The organism is Mycobacterium sp. NGS68 (assembly GCF_059812195.1).
Genome location: NZ_JCALCE010000004.1, coordinates 51,349 through 68,580 on the forward strand (window position 1 = coordinate 51,349; position 17,232 = coordinate 68,580).

A 17,232-nucleotide genomic window follows, 5' to 3' on the forward strand; every position below is an offset into this window, starting at 1 on the left:
CCGTACGAATTGCCGACGAAACTCAATTTCATTTTGACGGAGACGATCTAATCGGATAAAAGCCAAGTCCACGCTACATTCGGACTGTGCGGCGCCGCTCCAACCTGGATTTCTATTGCGCCGTGGTGATCGTCGGACTGCTGGCCGGGGTCGCGGGGTTGACGACGACGATCGTGCTGCGCTTCGTGGAGCACGCCACGTACCACTACACGTTCGGCACCCTGCTCGTCGGGATCACCGGCAGCAGTCCGGTTCGCCGCGCGCTGGGCCCAATGGTCGGCGGTGCGCTCGCGGGGGCGGGCTGGTGGCTCCTGCGGCGCAGAACCGAGGTGCCGCCGCTAGAGGCCACCATCACCGAGCATCGCCGGATACCGCGCCTGCCGTGGAGCGTCGACGCCGGACTGCAGGTGCTGCTCGTCGGTTCCGGGGCGTCCCTGGGGCGCGAGGGGGCGCCACGCCAATTCGCCGCGGCGCTCGGCGATGTGGCCACCGGCTGGCTGAAACGGCTGCAGCCCGGCGACCGCGAGATCCTGCTGGCCTGCGCGGCCGGGGCCGGCCTGGGCGCCGTCTACGCCGTCCCGGTGGCCGGCGCGCTGTTCACCCTGCGGATCATCCTGAGTACCTGGCGGCCCCGCGCGGTGGGTGCCGCGCTGATCACGTCCAGCCTGGCCGTCGCGGTGGGTTCGCTGGACACCCACGACCATCGCAACCTGGACTGGCCGAGCGCCGAATCCACGTTCGTGCTGACCGGCCAGGCGCTGCTGCTGGTGCCGCTGACGCTCGCGGTCGGATTGGCGTTCAGCCGGCTCATGGCCGCGGCGCGCCCCGCCAGCCTGATGCGCGGCTGGGTGCTCATCCCCGCGCTGGCCGGCGCCGGGCTGGTGATGGGCATTTGCTCGCACTGGTGGCCCGAGCTGCCCGGCAACGGCCGCAGCATCCTGACGGTCAGCCTCGCCTCGGGCATGACGCTGGCGACGGCGGCGGAGATCCTGGTGCTCAAACCGCTGCTGACCGCGCTGTTCCTGCGCGCCGGCGGGGCGGGCGGAATGCTCACGCCGTCGCTGGCCACCGGCGCGGCGGCCGGTTCGGCGCTGACGCTGACGGTCAACGCCGCGCTCGGCATACACCACCTGCACGCACCCGTGGTCTCGCTGGCGGGCGCCGCCGGCGTGCTCGCAGTCACCCAGGGCTCACCGATCTGGGCGGCGATCTTCGTCTGGGAACTCGCGCGCCCGCCGCTGTGGCTATTCCCGATCTTCCTGGTGACCGCCGTCGGCGCGCACGCCCTGAGAAAGCGCTACCCCTCCTTATAGCGGCCGGACGGTGCCCGTCAGGTACGGGTAGCCCTTGGCGATGTTGCGCAGCGCCAGGTCCCAGCTCTGCGCGCCCACGTCGTCGATGTACAGCCCCGCGGTGCCCGGCAGCAGCAGCGGCTTGCCGAACTTCACCGAATACCGCACCGCGTCCGGAAACCGGGCTTCGATGTTAGCCAATACCGCGGCGGCGCTGAACATTCCGTGCGCGATCGACGTCGGAAACCCGAACAGCTTGGCGGCGATCCCGTTCACATGAATCGGGTTGAGGTCGCCGCCGATCACCGCGTAGCGGCGGATCTGGCTGGCGGTGACCCGCAGGACGGTGCTCGGGGGCGGCGGTTTGGGCTGCTTCTGCGGCGGCGGTTTGGGCTCGTCGGACAGGCTGGTGCGCTGCTGGTGCAGGAACGTCGTCACCTGATGCCACGCGGTGTCGTTGCCGACGCTGACGTCGGTCACCAGGTCGACCAGCAGGCCCTTGCGGTGCTCGCGCAGGTTCTCGGCGTGGACCTGCACGCCGACGGTGTCGGTGACCCCGATCGGCCGGTACTGCGTGATGTGGTTCTCGACGTGCACCGAACCCATTGCGGCAAAAGGAAAGTCGAACCCGCTCACCAGCGACATGATCGCCGGGAATGTCAGCGTGAACGGGTAGGTCAGCGGCACGTTGTTGCCGAACCGCAGACCGGTGACCGCCGCGTACGCGGCGACGTTGGTGTGGTCGATCGGCAGTTCCTCGATCTTGACCGTGCGGTCGGGCACCGTGTCGCTGCGGGGCACGAGCGGCAGCGCGCCGGCCACGGCGCGCAGCATGTTCGTCAGGCCGCTGGGCTGGTCCATGCGGCTCACGCTCCCAGCATCGCCTGGCCGCAGACGCGGATGACGTTGCCGGTCACCGCGTTTGACGCCGGGCTTGCGAAGTAGGCGATGGTCTCCGCGACGTCGACGGGTTGGCCGCCCTGCAGCAGCGAGTTGAGCCGACGGCCCACCTCCCGGGTGGCCAGCGGGATGGCCGCCGTCATCTGGGTTTCGATGAAGCCGGGTGCGACGGCGTTGATCGTGATGCCCTTGTCGGCGAGCACCGGCGCCAGCGCCTGGGTGAGGCCGATCATCCCGGCCTTGGTGGTGGCGTAGTTGGTCTGCCCGCGGTTGCCCGCGATGCCGGCCATCGACGACAGGCCGATCACCCGGCCGCCCTCGCCGATGCTGCCGTTGCCGACCAGCCCTTCGGTAAGCCGTTGCGGGGCAAGCAGGTTGACGGCCAGTACGGCGTCCCAGCGGGCGTCGTCCATGTTGACCAGCAACTTGTCGCGGGTGATCCCGGCGTTGTTGACCAGGATGTCGGCGTGCCCGCCGTAGTGGTCGCGCAGGTGCTGGGTGATCTGGTCGACGGCGTCGTCGGCGGTGACGTCCAGCCACAGCGGCGTCCCGCCGACCTTGCTGGCGGTTTCGGCCAGCGCCTCCTCGGCGGCCTCCACGTCGATCGCGACCACGCGGGCGCCGTCGCGGGCGAACACCTCGGTGATCGTCGCGCCGATGCCCCGCGCCGCGCCCGTCACGATCGCGACCTTGCCATCCAGCGGCCGGTCCCAGTCGGCCGGCGGAGTCGAGTCGGCCGCGCCCACGTAGAAGACCTGGCCGTCGACGTACGCCGACTTCGCCGACAGGATGAATCGCAGCGTGGATTCCAGGCCCGTCACGGCCGGCTTGGCGTCCGGCGCCAGGTACACCAGCGCCGCGGTCGACCCGCGGCGCAGCTCCTTGCCCAGCGAGCGGGTGAAGCCCTCCAGCGCGCGCTGCGCGATCCGCTCGTCGGGGCTGGCGGCCGCCTCGGGCGTGGTGCCGACGACGACCACCCGCCCGCAGTGGCCCAGGTTGCGCAGCACGGGGGTGAAGAAGTCGTGCAGGCCCGTCAGCCCCGCCGGCGTCGTGATGCCGGTCGCGTCGAAGACCAGCCCGCCGAACGAGTCGGCCCAGCGCCCGCCCAGGTTGTTGGCCACCTGCTCGTAGTCGTGGTCCAGCGCGGCGCGCATCGGCTCGACCACGCGACCCTCACCCCCGATCAGCAGGGCTCCCGCCAGCGGCGGCTCACCCGGCTGGTATCGGCGCAGCACCTCGGGCTGGGGGACGCCGAGTTGCTTGGCCAGGAACGATCCGGGGCCGGAGTTGACAACCTGCGATAACAGATCGGGCGAGCGCTTGGGGGCCACTGAGGTGCCTTCCGTGTTTGGGTCTTTACGGCAACCGTAACTCGGGACGAACTTACTTCAGAGTAAGGTCAGTGAGTAGTATGGCCCTCGACGCCCTACCCCAAACCGGAGACAGGAGTACTGACGGTGGCCCCTGCCGAGAACAATTCCCTGACCAGGCGCCGAGTCGCGGTGCTGGGCGGCAATCGCATCCCGTTCGGGAGATCGGACCGCGCCTACGCCGACGCCTCCAACCAGGACATGTTCACCGCGGCGCTGGCGGGCCTGGTGGACCGGTTCGGCCTGGCGGGTCAGCAACTGGGTGTGGTCGTCGGCGGCGCGGTGCTCAAGCACAGCCGTGATTTCAACCTCATGCGTGAATGCGTGCTCGGCTCGGAGCTGTCGCCGCACACGCCGGCCTTCGACCTGCAGCAGGCTTGCGGCACGGGCCTGCAGGCGGCCATCGCGGCCGCCGACGGCATCGCCGCGGGCCGCTACGAGGTGGCCGCCGCGGGCGGGGTGGACACCACCTCCGACCCGCCGATCGGCCTGGGCGACGACCTGCGCAGGACGCTGCTGAAGGTGCGCCGGTCCAAGTCCAACGTGGAACGGCTCAAGCTGGTGGGCTCGCTGCCCGCCAACCTCGGAATCGAAATCCCGGCCAACAGCGAACCGCGGACCGGCCTGTCGATGGGCGAGCACGCCGCCATTACCGCCAAGCAAATGGGGATCAAGCGCGTCGATCAGGACGAACTGGCCGTCGCCAGTCACCGCAACATGGCCGACGCTTACGACCGCGGCTTCTTCGACGACCTGATCACCCCGTTCCTGGGGCTCTACCGCGACGACAACCTGCGGCCCGACGCCAGCGTCGAGAAGCTGGCGTCGCTGCGGCCGGTGTTCGGGGTGAAGGGCGGCGACGCGACGATGACGGCGGGGAATTCGACCCCGTTGACCGACGGCGCGTCGGTCGCGCTGCTATCCAGCGAGCAGTGGGCGCAGGAGCATTCCCTGCCCGTGCTGGCTTACTTCGTCGACGCCGAGACCGCGGCCGCCGACTACGTGAACGGCAACGACGGCCTGCTGATGGCGCCGACGTACGCGGTGCCGCGACTGCTGGCCCGCAACGGGCTGAGCTTGCAGGATTTCGATTTCTACGAGATCCACGAGGCGTTCGCCTCGGTGGTGCTGGCACACCTGCAGGCCTGGGAGTCCGAGGAGTACTGCAAGGGTCGCCTGGGGCTGGACGCCGCGCTGGGGGCGATCGACCGGTCCAAGCTCAACGTCAACGGCTCGTCGCTGGCCGCCGGGCACCCGTTCGCCGCCACCGGCGGGCGGATCCTCGCGCAGACGGCCAAGCAGATCGCCGAGAAGAAGGCGCAGCAGTCCGGTGACGCCCCGGTGCGCGGGCTGATCTCGATCTGCGCCGCCGGCGGCCAGGGCGTCGCCGCGATCCTCGAAGCCTGACCGTCCCGCACGGCCCGGACCTGCGCAAACGGAACTTTCCGTCGGGGATGGGTTAGTAACCGGAATGAACGGGTATCAGTTCGTTCGGATAGCCCCGTGTTGTGGTCTGACCCCCCGACCCCGACGGCAATACGGGGCTTCCCTGCAAGCGACCGCCGGTCAGCGGAGACGGGCGTACGAAAAGGGCCGCCGCTGGAGTGAGGGGATCCAGCGGCGGTCTTTTCGGCTCGCGACAGTCCGTCCGGCTCACCACACCCCATAGACGCAAGATCCCCCGCCTCACTGTCGAGGCGGGGGATCTTGGCTTTGAGGACCGGCTTTAGAAGGCGGCCTCGTCGAGCTCCATGATGTCGTTGTCCAGCGTCTCGATCACCTCGCGAGTGCTGGCCAGTAGCGGCAGGAAGTTCTTCGCGAAGAACGACGCCACGGCGATCTTGCCCTCGTAGAACGACCGGTCGGCACCGCTGGCGCCACCGTCGAGAGCCGCGATCGCGACCGCCGCCTGACGCTGCAGCAACCAGCCGATGACCAGGTCGCCGACGCTCATCAGGAAGCGGACCGAACCCAGACCCACCTTGTACAGGCTGGTAACGTCCTCCTGCGCGGCCATCAGGTAGCCGGTCAGCGAGGCCGCCATCGCCTGGACGTCGATCAGGGCCTTGGACAGCAGTTCGCGCTCCGACTTGAGCCGGCCGTTGCCGGACTCGCTGTCGACGAACGCCTGGATCTCGCTCGCCACATGGGCCAGCGCCACACCCTTGTCGCGGACGATCTTGCGGAAGAAGAAGTCCTGCGCCTGGATGGCCGTGGTGCCCTCGTAGAGCGAGTCGATCTTGGCGTCGCGGATGTACTGCTCGATCGGGTAGTCCTGCAGGAAGCCCGACCCACCGAGGGTCTGCAGGCTCTCGGTGAGCTTGGCGTACGCCTGCTCGGAGCCCACACCCTTGACCACCGGCAGCAGCAGATCGTTGATCTTGTTGGCCAGCTTGGCGTCCACACCGTGCACGGCCTCGGCCACCGCGGCGTCCTGGAAGGTGGCGGTGTAGAGGTACAGCGCACGCAGACCCTCGGCGTAGGCCTTCTGGGTCATCAGGGACCGGCGCACGTCGGGATGGTGCGTGATGGTCACCCGCGGGGCGGTCTTGTCGGTCATCTGGGTCATGTCCGCGCCCTGCACGCGCGACTTGGCGTATTCCAGGGCGTTGAGGTAACCGGTCGACAGCGTGGCGATGGCCTTGGTGCCGACCATCATGCGGGCGTGCTCGATGACCTCGAACATCTGCGCGATGCCGTTGTGCACCTCGCCGACCAGCCAGCCCTTGGCGGGCACGCCGTGCTGACCGAGCGACAGCTCACAGGTGGCGGAGACCTTCAGGCCCATCTTGTGCTCGACGTTGGTGACGAATACGCCGTTGCGCTCGCCCAGTTCGCCGGTCTCGAAGTCGAACAGGAACTTGGGCACGAAGAACAGCGACAGGCCCTTGGTGCCGGGGCCGGCGCCCTCGGGGCGGGCCAGCACCAGGTGGAAGATGTTCTCGAACAGGTCGTCGGAGTCACCCGAGGTGATGAATCGCTTCACCCCGTCGATGTGCCAGGAGCCGTCCTCCTGCTGGACCGCCTTGGTGCGGCCGGCTCCCACGTCGGAACCAGCGTCCGGCTCGGTGAGCACCATCGTGGATCCCCAGCCGCGCTCGGCGGCCAGGATGGCCCACTTCTTCTGCTCGTCGGTGCCGTTGTGGTAGACGATCTGGGAGAAGGCCGCGCCGGCGGCGTACATCCACGCCGCGGGGTTGGCGCCCAGGAAGTGCTCGTTGAGGGCCCACACCACGGCCTTGGGCATCGGCATGCCGCCGAGGACCTCGACCAGGCCCACTTTGTCCCAACCTGCGTCCACGATCGCCCGCACCGACTGCTTGAAGGAGCCGGGCAGCGTGACCGTGTGGGTTTCTGGGTCGAAAACCGGGGGGTTGCGGTCGCCTTCGATGAACGACGCGGCCACCGGTCCTTCGGCCAGCCGACTGATCTCGGCCAGCATTTCCTGGACGGTGTCGCTGTCTACGTCGCTGAAGTCGCCTTGGCCTAGTGCTTTGTCAACGCCCAATACCTCGAACAGGTTGAAAACCTGGTCGCGGACGTTGCTCTTGTAGTGGCTCACTGACATTCCTCCTCGTTGAGATGCCACTTGTGGTTGGGTACTAGGGCTAAGTTACCCACCAGTAACACCGCTAAAATATACCCGTCGGTAACTTCAACGCAAGTGGGTGTGAGCTAAATTTCACTGGCTAACTAACCAACCGGTTGGGCTGGCCCGCGTTGCGCGTTGTAAACCCGCTTCACCTGCGACGATGATGGACGACATGACAAGTGTGGGGAGCGTCACGGCGCTGCCGGTCGTGGACCTAAGCGACGACGCGGACCGGTTGCGTGCGCGTCTGCGCGCGGCCGCCCACGAGGTGGGTTTCTTCTATCTGACGGGCCACGGCGTGCCGCTCGCGCTGGCCGAGCGGGTGCTCGACGCGGCACGGCGGCTGTTCGCGCTGCCGCAGGCGGACAAAGACGCGATCGCGATGGTGCACAGTCCCCATTTCCGCGGCTACACCCGGCTGGGCGGCGAGTTGACCCGCGGCGAGGTGGATTGGCGCGAGCAGATCGACATCGGGCCGCAGCGCCCGCCGATCGGCGGGCCCGACAGGCCGGACTACCTGTGGCTGCAGGGCCCCAACCAGTGGCCGGCGGCGCTGCCGGACCTGCCGGACGTGATCGCTGAGTGGGACGCCGCGCTGTCCGGGGTCGCTCGCACCCTGCTGCGGCACTGGGCGGCCTCGCTGGGCAGCGCGCCCGACGTGTTCGACGCCGCCTTCGCCGATACGCCGGCCACGCTGATCAAGGTGATCCGCTATCCCGCCCGGGCGGCCACCGCGCAGGGCGTGGGCGCGCACAAGGACTCCGGAGTGCTCACGCTGCTGCTGGCCGAGCCGGGCAGCCGCGGCCTGCAGGTGCGCCGACCCGACTCGCCGGAATGGATCGACGTGGCGCCGCTGGCCGGGGCGTTCGTCGTCAACATCGGCGAGCTGCTCGAGGTCGCGACGGGCGGCTACCTGCGGGCCACCGAGCACCGGGTCAACCTGCTGCAGCTGCCGGCGGCCGAGCGGCTCTCGGTGCCGTACTTCTTCAATCCGCGGCTGGACGCGCAGCTGCCGGTGTTGACGCTGCCGGCCGAGCTGGCAGCCCGCGCCAAGCGCGCGCCGGACCCGTCGGATCCGATCTTCTCGGTCTACGGTCGCAACGCCTGGAAGAGCAGGCTGCGCGCACACCCGGACGTGGCTGCCGCCCACGGATATGCGCCCGGTAGGCTCCACACCGAGAATTCCGTTCTCGGGTCAAGGGGCGAATGAAGTCCGGTGAATTCCAACAACAGTCTGACGCCGTCGTCGCTGCGTGAGGCCTTCGGCCACTTCCCGTCCGGGGTGGTGGCGATCGCCGCCGAGATCAACGGGGTGCGCCATGGCCTTGCGGCCAGCACCTTCGTCCCGGTCTCGCTGGAGCCTCCGCTGGTCTCGTTCTGCGTGCAGAACACGTCCACGACATGGCCGAAGCTCAAGGACGTCGCCATGCTGGGGATCAGCGTCCTGGGCGAGGCGCACGACGCGGCCGCGCGCACCCTGGCGGCCAAGACCGGAGACCGGTTCGCCGGCCTGGAGACGGTGTCCAGCAATTCCGGTGCCGTGTTCATCAAGGGCACCGGTCTGTGGCTGGAGAGTGCGATCGAGCAGCTGATCCCGGCCGGGGACCACACGATCGTGGTGCTGCGGGTCAGCCAGGTCACCATCGACGCGGACGTGGCGCCAATCGTGTTTCACCGCAGCGTGTTCCGCCGGCTCGGCGTCTAACTAGGGTCGCTCGCCCAGTTCTTTTCGGTAACCGTCGATGCGCTGCTCGATTTCGGTGGCGTCGTCCTCGCGGCCTTCTTTGTGCGCAAGTTCGGCGCGCGCCGAGAGCTCCCGGATCGCGGTGCGAATCTCGTTGGTGCTTTTGGCTTCTTGCATGGGTTTCGGGTACCCGATGCCGCTGAAGCCTAACGACGCTGCGAGCGTTACGCGGCTGCGATTTCCGGCGCGTAATTTCGCAGTGTGGTTACGCTCGCGAAGTCTTAGCGTCGGAACAGCTTGTTGCCCAGCCAAACCACCGGGTCGTACTTGCGGTCCGCGACCCGCTCTTTCATCGGAATCAGCGCATTGTCGGTGATCTTGATGTGCTCGGGGCACACCTCGGTGCAGCACTTCGTGATGTTGCAGTAGCCGAGGCCGAATTCCTCCTGCGCCTGGTCGCGCCGGTCCATGGTGTCCAGCGGATGCATCTCAAGCTCGGCCACGCGCATCAGGAATCGCGGGCCGGCGAATGCCTGCTTGTTGTCCTCGTGGTCGCGGATCACATGGCAGACGTTCTGACACAGGAAGCACTCGATGCACTTGCGGAACTCCTGCGAGCGCTGCACGTCCACCTGGGCCATCCGGTATTCGCCGGGTTGCAGGTTCTTGGGCGGTGCGAAGGACGGGATCTCGCGCGCCTTCTGGTAGTTGTACGACACGTCGGTGACGAGGTCACGGATCACCGGGAACGTCCGGATCGGGGTGACGGTCACGGTCTCGTCCTCGGCGAAGGTCGACATCCGGGTCATGCACATCAGCCGCGGCTTGCCGTTGATCTCCGCGGAGCAGGATCCGCACTTGCCCGCCTTGCAGTTCCACCGCACCGCGAGGTCGTGCGCCTGGGTCTGCTGCAGCCGGAGGATGATGTCCAGCACGACCTCGCCCTCGTTGACCTCGACTGTGAAATCGCGGAGTTCGCCGGCACTTTCGTCGCCGCGCCATACGCGCATGCTCGCGTTGTAGCTCATTGGCTCTCCATCCTTGGGGTCCGTCCTGGATGCTCGGCGAGTTCCTCGTCGGTGTAGTACTTCTCTAGCTCCGAGATCTCGAAAAGCTCCAGCAAGTCGGGGCGCATGGGGACCTGGGATTCCCGGGTGATGATGACGCGGGAGTCGCTGGTGTCGCCGTATCCGACACGGCATACCAGCAGGGTGTTGCGCCAATTGGCGTCCATGCCGGGGTGGTCGTCGCGGGTGTGGCCGCCGCGGCTCTCGGTGCGCTCCAGGGCTGCCTTGGCCACGCACTCGCTGACCAGCAACATGTTGCGCAGGTCCAGCGCGAGGTTCCAGCCGGGGTTGTACTGGCGGTCGCCCTCGACCTTCACGTTCTGGTAGCGCGCCCACAGCTCGTTCAGCAGCGTCTGCGCCTTCGTGATCTCGTCGGCGTTGCGGATGATGCCGACCAGGTCGTTCATCGTGTACTGCAGGTCCATGTGCAGCGCGTACGGGTTCTCCGCCGCCGCGCCGCCGGACGGTCCCTCGAAGGGCTTGAGCGCCACCTTGGCCGCGTCGTCGATCGACTCCTCGGAGACGGTCGGGCGGCTGCTGAGCGCGCGCACGTAGTCGGCCGCGCCCAGGCCCGCGCGCCGCCCGAACACCAACAGGTCGGACAGCGAGTTGCCGCCGAGCCGGTTGGAGCCGTGCATGCCGCCGGAGCACTCGCCCGCGGCGAACAGCCCCGGCACGGTGGCCGCCCCGGTGTCCGCGTCGACCTCGATGCCGCCCATCACGTAGTGGCAGGTGGGCCCGACTTCCATTGGCTGCGTGGTGATGTCGACCTCGGCCAGCTCCATGAACTGGTGGTACATCGAGGGCAGTCGCCGCTTGATCTCCGCGGGCGTCAGCCGGGACGCGATGTCCAGGTAGACGCCGCCGTGCGGGGTGCCGCGGCCGGCCTTCACCTCAGAGTTGATGGCGCGGGCGACCTCGTCGCGGGGCAGCAGGTCCGGGGTACGGCGGGCCGAGTCGTTGTCCTTGAGCCACTGGTCGGCCTCTTGCTCGGTCTCGGCGTACTGGCCCTTAAACACCGGGGGGATGTAGTCGAACATGAAGCGCTTGTCCTCGGAGTTCTTCAGCACTCCGCCGTCGCCGCGCACGCCCTCGGTGACCAGAATCCCCTTCACGCTGGGCGGCCAGACCATGCCCGTCGGGTGGAACTGGATGAACTCCATGTTGATCAGGGTCGCGCCGGCCCGCAGCGCCAGCGCATGCCCGTCGCCGGTGTACTCCCAGGAGTTGGACGTCACCTTGAACGACTTGCCGATGCCGCCGGTGGCCAGCACCACGGCGGGCGCCTCGAACACGACGAACTTGCCGGTCTGCCGCCAGTAGCCGAACGCGCCGGAGATCGCGCCGTGGTCCTTGAGCAGTTCGGTGACGGTGCATTCGGCGAACACCCTGATGCGCGCCTCGTAGTCGCCGAGTTCGGCGAAGTCCTCCTGCTGCAGCGAGACGATCTTCTGCTGCATGGTGCGGATCAGCTCCAGGCCGGTGCGGTCGCCGACGTGCGCCAGGCGCGGGTAGGTGTGCCCGCCGAAGTTGCGCTGGCTGATCTTGCCGTCCTTGAGCCTGTCGAACAGGGCGCCGTAGGTCTCCAGCTCCCAGACCCGGTCCGGCGCTTCCTTGGCGTGCAGCTCGGCCATCCGCCAGTTGTTCAGGAACTTCCCACCGCGCATCGTGTCGCCGAAGTGGGTCTTCCAGTTGTCTTTCGGGTTGGTGTTGCCCATCGCGGCGGCACATCCACCCTCGGCCATGACCGTGTGGGCCTTGCCGAACAGCGACTTGCTCACCACCGCGACCTTGAGGCCCCGTTCGCGCGCTTCGATGACCGCACGCAACCCCGCGCCGCCGGCACCGATCACGACTACGTCGTAGGAGTGCCGTTCGACCTCAACCATGAAATCCTCGCTCGCTTATTCTGGACTTTCCTTCAAACGGCTTGTCAGCCAACAAATCTCAGGTCCGTCAGGTGACCGCTGGCGACCAGTGCGACGTAGAAGTCGGTCACCATCAGGGTGCCCAGGGTGATCCAGGCGTACAGCTTGTGCCGCGTGTTGAGCCTGCTGATCTGGGTCCAGATCCAATACCGCACAGGGTGTTTGGAGAAGTGCTTGAGCCGGCCGCCCGTCACGTGGCGGCAGGAGTGGCAGGACAGGGTGTAGATCCACAGCATGATGACGTTGCCGAGCAGGATCAGGTTGCCCAGGCCGAAGCCGAAGCCGCCGCGGGCGTCGGAGTGGAACGCGACGATCGCGTCGTAGGTGTTGATCACCGAGATGATCCCGGCGATATAGAAGAAGTACCGGTGGGTGTTCTGGATGATCAGCGGGAATTTCGTCTCGCCGCTGTAGTGGACGCGGGGCTCGGCGACCGCACACGCGGTGGGCGACTGCCACACCGTCCGGTAGTAGGCGCCGCGGTAGTAGTAGCAGGTCAGGCGGAACAGCAACAGGAATGGCAGCGTCAGTGCCGCGTACGGCAGCCACCACACGTCCGGCAGGATCCGCGGCCAGAATTCGCTGGCTGCTTCGGTGCATCCGTGACTGACGCACGGTGAGTAGAACGGCGTCAGGTAGTGGTACTGCGGAACGAAATAGTGGTCCTGCTGGAATGCGCGCACGGTCGCGTAGATGACGAATGCGGCGAAGCCCAGATCGACCCGCAGCGGCGACATCCACCACCGGTCGGTGCGGAGGGTCCGTTGCTGGATTTCGGCGCGGCCGGGTGAGAAGACGCCGGACGCATGGCGGTTCGCCGTGGGTGCGCTCATCAAGTGTTCCTTCGAACGGGCTGTTGGATCGAAGGGTACACAGAACAAGCCCCACCTTTTTAGCGGGGCTTACTTGTCAGGCTCGTCAGGACCTGTTGTGACCTCCGACACCCTCGTCATCGACGTCGCGCCAGAAATCGCGGTCGTAGTCGGTGTCGGGGATGGCGATCCGCTCGCTGTGCTGTTGCACGGTGGCCCGGTCCAGGTCCAATTCGGCGATGTCCGTGTCGAGTAATTCGACGTCACTGAGGATTCGGTCCGCATCGATGATGATCCGCCGCATCGCCGGGCTGTCCCCGTAGCGGATTTTCAACGAGGTCACACACCGCCGCAGGCCGCCGATCAGATCGTGCAACTCGGCGAGTTCAGTAGTGGCGGACAATCGATCTCCTCGAGCAGGCGGTGGTATGGATCACAGTACCTCCCCAGATACTATCCACCGCAGCCCGCCGAGTGTCGACTTGATCCACGCGAAAGGCGGCTAAGCGTGTCACAACCCGACACTCGGCGGTGGTTCGAGCCCGCGAATCTACTTCGCGATGGCGATGCGCTGCGCCTGGGTCCCGGCGTACGCGCCGGTTACCCGGACGGTCAGCACGCCCGCGTCGTACGACGCCGAGATGGCCTCGCCGGTGACGTGCGCGGGCAGCTGGAATGACCGCCGGAACGACCCGTACCGGATCTCCCGCAGCGTGCGACCGTTCGCCTCGTCGGCGTGCTCGTCGCGGTGTTCGCCGTGGATCACCAGCCGGCTTGCCCCGTTGTGAAAGTCGACCTCGACGTTGACGTCCTTTTCGACGTCGACGCCGGGCAGTTCCACGCGGACCACCGCGTCGTCGCCGTCCTTGACGACCTCGGCGGCCGGGCTAAAACCGCTGCTCACCGGCTTGTTCCAGTCCGCTGTCGCGGCGGGACCGAAGAAATCGCGCAGCCACCGATCGGTGTCCCACGCCGGACGCGACCACAGTGTCAAGTTGCTCATGGGTATCTCCTTATGCTTCCTTGTGAGTTAGCTGTGTCCGGCGTCTTGCCGGGTTGCTAATAGGTCAAACATGAGTCGACCACGCTTAAGTTCCACCTGCTCGTTCGCCGGCAGCGAAAACTCTTCACACAGGTAGTTAACAGCTGTGAGGGCCCCGTGATAAGCGCGTCACATTCTGGGATTTTTTCGGTAATTTCCGGCCCATAACCTCGTGCCATGGCTTCAGCCGAGACCTCCCGCGCGCACTGTGCCACCCGTCACGTCATCGTGGTCGGGCACGGCATGGTGGGCCATCGACTGGTCGAGGCGCTGCGGGCCCGCGACACAGACGCGTCGTGGCGGGTCACCGTGCTGGCCGAGGAGGCCGACGCGGCTTACGACCGTGTCGGCCTGACCTCCTACACCGAGAGCTGGGACCGGGCCCTGCTGGCGCTGCCGGGTAACGACTACGCCGGCGACGAGACGGTCCAGCTGCTGCTGAACACCCGTGTCACCGAAATCGACCGCGCGACAAAGTCAGTGGTCACCGCCGACGGTCAGCGGCACGCTTACGACGCGCTGGTGCTGGCCACCGGCTCGTACGCCTTCGTTCCGCCGGTGCCCGGCCACGACCTGTCGGCCTGCCACGTGTACCGCACGCTCGACGACCTTGACGCCATCCGCGCCGGTGCGCAGCGCACGGATGTCGGCGTGGTCATCGGCGGCGGGCTGCTGGGGCTGGAAGCCGCCAATGCGTTGCGCCAGTTCGGTTTGCGGACCCACGTCGTCGAGATGATGCCGCGATTGATGGCCCAGCAGACCGACGAGGCCGGCGGCGCGCTGCTGGCCCGGATGGTCGCGGACCTCGGCATCGACATCCACGTCGGCGTCGGCACCGAGTCGATCGATCCGCTCGGCGAGTCGGTGCGGGTGAGCCTGAACAACGGCGAGGTCATCGACGCGGGTGTGGTGGTCTTCGCGGCGGGCGTGCGGCCGCGCGACGAGCTGGCCCGGGCGGCTGGCCTGGACATCGCCGAGCGCGGCGGCGTACTGACCGATTTGTCCTGCCGGACAAGCGATCCCGACATCTACGCCGTCGGCGAGGTCGCCGCGATCGAGGGCCGTTGCTACGGCCTGGTCGGGCCCGGCTACACCAGCGCCGAGGTGGTCGCGGACCGACTGCTCGAGGGCGCCGCGGAATTCCCCGAAGCGGATCTGTCGACCAAGCTCAAGCTGCTCGGCGTCGATGTCGCCAGCTTCGGCGACGCGATGGGGACCACCGAGAACTGCCTCGAGGTCGCCATCAACGACGCGGTGAACCGCACCTACGCCAAACTGGTGCTCTCCGACGACGCCAAGACGCTGCTGGGCGGCGTGCTGGTGGGTGACGCGTCCTCCTACGGTGTGCTGCGGCCGATGGTCGGCAGCGAGTTGCCCGGCGACCCGCTGGCGCTGATCGCGCCGGCCGGCTCGGGTGACGGCGCCGGCGCGCTGGGCGTTGGGGCGCTTCCGGATTCGGCGCAGATCTGCTCGTGCAACAACGTCACCAAGGGCGACCTCAAGTGCGCCATCGCCGACGGGTGCGCCGACGTTCCCGCGCTCAAGTCCTGCACCTCGGCCGGCACCTCGTGCGGGTCGTGTGTGCCGTTGCTCAAGCAGCTGCTGGAAGCCGAAGGCGTGGAACAGTCCAAGGCGCTGTGTGAGCACTTCGGCCAGTCGCGGGCGGAGCTGTTCGAGATCGTTTCGGCCACCGAGATCCGGACGTTCTCCGGGCTGCTGGAACGGTTCGGGCGCGGAAAGGGTTGCGACATCTGCAAGCCCGTCGTCGCGTCGATCCTGGCCTCGACCGGCTCCGACCACATTCTCGACGGGGAGCAGGCGTCGCTGCAGGACTCCAACGACCACTTCCTGGCCAACATTCAGCGCAACGGCAGCTACTCGGTGGTGCCACGGGTTCCCGGCGGCGACATCAAGCCCGAGCACCTGATCCTGATTGGCCAGATTGCGCAGGACTTCGGTCTCTACACGAAGATCACCGGCGGCCAGCGGATCGACTTGTTCGGCGCCCGGGTGGACCAGCTACCGGCGATCTGGAAGCGGCTGGTCGACGCCGGCATGGAATCCGGCCACGCGTACGGCAAGGCGCTGCGCACGGTGAAGAGCTGCGTGGGCAGCGACTGGTGCCGTTACGGCCAGCAGGATTCGGTGCAGCTGGCCATCGACCTGGAATTGCGCTACCGCGGGCTGCGGGCGCCGCACAAGATCAAGCTGGGCGTCTCGGGTTGCGCGCGCGAGTGCGCGGAGGCGCGCGGCAAGGACGTCGGCGTCATCGCCACCGAACAGGGCTGGAACCTCTACGTCGGCGGCAACGGCGGTATGACGCCGAAGCACGCGCAGCTGCTGGCCGGTGACCTGGACACCGAGACGCTGGTCCGCTACATCGACCGGTTCCTGATGTACTACATCCGCACGGCCGACCGGCTGCAGCGCACCGCGCCGTGGGTGGAATCGCTTGACCTCGAGCACGTCCGGGAGGTCGTCTGCGACGACTCGCTGGGCCTGGCCGCCGAATTCGAGGCCGCCATCGCGCGGCACGTGGACAACTACAAGTGCGAATGGAAGGGCGTGCTGGAGGACCCGGACAAGCTGTCGCGGTTCGTCTCCTTCGTCAACGCCCCCGACGCGGTCGACCCGACGGTGGAGTTCACCGAACGCGCCGGACGCAAAGTGCCCGTGCCCATTGGCATCCCACGAGTTCGCCGATCATAAGGAGCAACCATGAAACTGCGCGACGACATACACGTGTGGACCACCGCGTGCGACTACGACCACCTGATCCCGGGCCGCGGCGTCGGCGTGCTGCTCGACGACGGCAGTCAGGCGGCATTGTTCCGCCTCGATGACGGCTCGGTGCGTGCCGTCGGCAACGTGGACCCGTTCTCGGGCGCGGCGGTGCTGTCCCGCGGGATCGTCGGCGACCGCGCCGGCCGGGCCGTCGTCCAATCGCCGATCCTCAAGCAGGCTTTCGCGCTGGACGACGGTGGCTGCCTGGACGACCCGGAGATATCGGTGCCGGTGTACCCGGTGCGCGTGACGCCGCAAGGGCACATCCAGGTCGGGCGGACCGCGGCCGCGCGAATCGCGGCCTAGCGCGTCAGTCGATCTTGCCGACGAGGTAGCGCTGCATCGTCGGGCCGATCGCGTCCACGAGTTGCTCCACCGTCATCGAGTGCAGTGGCTCTGAGCGCACCCCGTAGCGCATGATGCCCAAACCGACCAGCTGAGAGGCGCACAACGACGCGCGGACGGCGACCTTGTCGGCGCCGAGCATCTTCAGCAGCGGATTGAACACCGGGCCGATGAACATCGACTGCACGATCTCCGCGGTCTTGGCGAGCCCGGTGGAGGCGACGGCGCTGGCGGCAAACGGCCCGCCGCCCGCGGCGTCCCAGGTGGTGATCAGCATGTAGAGCGTGCGGCGGCCTACCTGGTTGACGCTGCCGGTGAATATCCGGTCGATGAACTCCGGTGTGCTGAACGGCAAACGCAGCATTTTTGCCACGTCATCGAGGAGCCCACGCGAGGGCTCTTCGTTACGGGCCATG

The 17,232-nt window shown here is 67.5% G+C and carries 16 protein-coding genes; 6 read left to right on the forward strand and 10 right to left on the reverse strand.

The genetic code is table 11. From position 1 onward, the window contains the following. The first annotated feature begins 77 nt into the window (after positions 1–77). Complete coding sequence (locus AC5Y5V_RS06620; protein WP_499932466.1) at positions 78–1,313, forward strand: chloride channel protein; 1,236 nt, start codon at positions 78–80, stop codon at positions 1,311–1,313. Here the strand turns inward: AC5Y5V_RS06620 and AC5Y5V_RS06625 are convergent. Together AC5Y5V_RS06625 and AC5Y5V_RS06630 are read right to left on the reverse strand one after the other, a co-directional pair. Further along, complete coding sequence (locus AC5Y5V_RS06625) at positions 1,308–2,153, reverse strand: MaoC/PaaZ C-terminal domain-containing protein (RefSeq protein WP_499932469.1); 846 nt, start codon at positions 2,151–2,153, stop codon at positions 1,308–1,310. The two genes, AC5Y5V_RS06620 and AC5Y5V_RS06625, sit on opposite strands and share 6 nt — an antisense overlap. Positions 2,154–2,158: 5 nt before the next feature. Beyond that, positions 2,159–3,523: a 3-oxoacyl-ACP reductase gene (locus tag AC5Y5V_RS06630; protein WP_499932056.1), complete on the reverse strand. Its 1,365-nt coding sequence runs from the start codon at positions 3,521–3,523 to the stop codon at positions 2,159–2,161. Positions 3,524–3,649: 126 nt separating this feature from the next. Between AC5Y5V_RS06630 and AC5Y5V_RS06635 the strand changes: the two genes are divergently transcribed. Next, positions 3,650–4,969 (forward strand): acetyl-CoA C-acetyltransferase, encoded by a 1,320-nt coding sequence (locus AC5Y5V_RS06635; RefSeq protein WP_499932058.1) that lies wholly within the window; start codon positions 3,650–3,652, stop codon positions 4,967–4,969. Between the two features lie 319 nt (positions 4,970–5,288). Here the strand turns inward: AC5Y5V_RS06635 and AC5Y5V_RS06640 are convergent, their stop codons facing one another. Next, positions 5,289–7,124 (reverse strand): acyl-CoA dehydrogenase, encoded by a 1,836-nt coding sequence (locus AC5Y5V_RS06640; protein ID WP_499932060.1) that lies wholly within the window; start codon positions 7,122–7,124, stop codon positions 5,289–5,291. A gap of 190 nt (positions 7,125–7,314) precedes the next feature. On the opposite strand from AC5Y5V_RS06640, the gene AC5Y5V_RS06645 reads away from it, so the two are divergent. Both AC5Y5V_RS06645 and AC5Y5V_RS06650 read left to right on the forward strand, forming a co-directional pair. Then, positions 7,315–8,364: an isopenicillin N synthase family dioxygenase gene (locus AC5Y5V_RS06645; protein ID WP_499932062.1), complete on the forward strand. Its 1,050-nt coding sequence runs from the start codon at positions 7,315–7,317 to the stop codon at positions 8,362–8,364. Between the two features lie 6 nt (positions 8,365–8,370). Then, positions 8,371–8,859 carry a flavin reductase family protein gene (locus AC5Y5V_RS06650; protein WP_499932064.1) on the forward strand — a complete coding sequence of 163 codons (489 nt, stop codon included), beginning with the start codon at positions 8,371–8,373 and terminating at the stop codon, positions 8,857–8,859. On the opposite strand, the gene AC5Y5V_RS06655 is transcribed toward AC5Y5V_RS06650, so the two are convergent. From AC5Y5V_RS06655 to AC5Y5V_RS06680, 6 genes are all read right to left on the reverse strand, one after another. Then, positions 8,860–9,015 (reverse strand): hypothetical protein, encoded by a 156-nt coding sequence (locus tag AC5Y5V_RS06655; RefSeq protein WP_499932066.1) that lies wholly within the window; start codon positions 9,013–9,015, stop codon positions 8,860–8,862. Between the two features lie 104 nt (positions 9,016–9,119). Then, positions 9,120–9,866 (reverse strand): succinate dehydrogenase/fumarate reductase iron-sulfur subunit, encoded by a 747-nt coding sequence (locus tag AC5Y5V_RS06660; protein WP_499932068.1) that lies wholly within the window; start codon positions 9,864–9,866, stop codon positions 9,120–9,122. Next, positions 9,863–11,794 (reverse strand): fumarate reductase/succinate dehydrogenase flavoprotein subunit, encoded by a 1,932-nt coding sequence (locus AC5Y5V_RS06665; protein WP_499932070.1) that lies wholly within the window; start codon positions 11,792–11,794, stop codon positions 9,863–9,865. The genes AC5Y5V_RS06660 and AC5Y5V_RS06665 overlap by 4 nt, the downstream gene beginning before the upstream one ends. Before the next feature lie 44 nt (positions 11,795–11,838). Beyond that, positions 11,839–12,666, reverse strand: a complete 828-nt coding sequence (gene sdhC / locus AC5Y5V_RS06670; protein WP_499932072.1) for a succinate dehydrogenase subunit SdhC — start codon at positions 12,664–12,666, stop codon at positions 11,839–11,841. Between the two features lie 85 nt (positions 12,667–12,751). Beyond that, on the reverse strand, positions 12,752–13,048 hold the full coding sequence (locus AC5Y5V_RS06675) for an Rv0250c family protein (protein ID WP_499932074.1): 297 nt from the start codon (positions 13,046–13,048) through the stop codon (positions 12,752–12,754). Positions 13,049–13,195: 147 nt separating this feature from the next. Next, the gene (locus tag AC5Y5V_RS06680; protein WP_499932076.1) at positions 13,196–13,648 is read right to left on the reverse strand and encodes an Hsp20/alpha crystallin family protein; all 453 of its coding nucleotides are present in this window, start codon (positions 13,646–13,648) and stop codon (positions 13,196–13,198) included. A gap of 216 nt (positions 13,649–13,864) precedes the next feature. On the opposite strand from AC5Y5V_RS06680, the gene nirB reads away from it, so the two are divergent. Both nirB and nirD read left to right on the forward strand, forming a co-directional pair. Beyond that, positions 13,865–16,396: a nitrite reductase large subunit NirB gene (gene nirB / locus AC5Y5V_RS06685; protein ID WP_499932078.1), complete on the forward strand. Its 2,532-nt coding sequence runs from the start codon at positions 13,865–13,867 to the stop codon at positions 16,394–16,396. A 9-nt stretch (positions 16,397–16,405) separates the two neighbouring features. Further along, positions 16,406–16,777 carry a nitrite reductase small subunit NirD gene (gene nirD / locus AC5Y5V_RS06690; protein WP_499932080.1) on the forward strand — a complete coding sequence of 124 codons (372 nt, stop codon included), beginning with the start codon at positions 16,406–16,408 and terminating at the stop codon, positions 16,775–16,777. Positions 16,778–16,781: 4 nt separating this feature from the next. Here nirD and AC5Y5V_RS06695 read toward each other — a convergent pair whose 3' ends face one another. Next, a complete protein-coding gene (locus AC5Y5V_RS06695; protein ID WP_499932082.1) occupies positions 16,782–17,231 on the reverse strand; it encodes a TetR/AcrR family transcriptional regulator in 450 nt (149 codons plus the stop codon). Between the last annotated feature and the right edge of the window lies 1 nt (position 17,232).